This window comes from Salinimicrobium oceani (genome assembly GCF_012037645.1).
The window spans coordinates 1-324 of record NZ_JAAVJR010001341.1; the positions used below are offsets into that span (position 1 = coordinate 1).

Genomic DNA, 324 nt, shown 5'->3' on the forward strand with positions numbered 1-324 from the left:
TTCCCGGTCATTCAGAGTTTCATTGTGTTGCCCCAGGACTTCTATTTCGTTCGGCATATTCCAGAATCTTTCAAGGGTACGAATCATTCTTTCCACGTGGTTAGTATATTCTCCATGGGGACCAAAATGATCTGTCCCTATTCTTAAACGCAATGCATTCTCCTGTAGAAACAGGTACTGGCTCATATATTCCACAGCAAGATCATCTGAAGCCAATGCTGTAAAATGCTCCCATACCACTTGAGAGAATTCGGTGGCACCGCATTCAGATGGTACAACATCTTCCATGAGTATATCCCGAAGATTTTCGGTCTTTGGAGTTTT

At 42.9% G+C, this 324-nt stretch carries 1 protein-coding gene; it reads right to left on the bottom strand.

Translation table 11 applies throughout. The features are described from left to right. Window positions 1-288, bottom strand: a 288-nt coding sequence (locus tag HC175_RS22110; RefSeq protein WP_209310197.1) for a hypothetical protein, incomplete at its 3' end; no start/stop codon positions are given. Window positions 289-324: the final 36 nt, after the last annotated feature.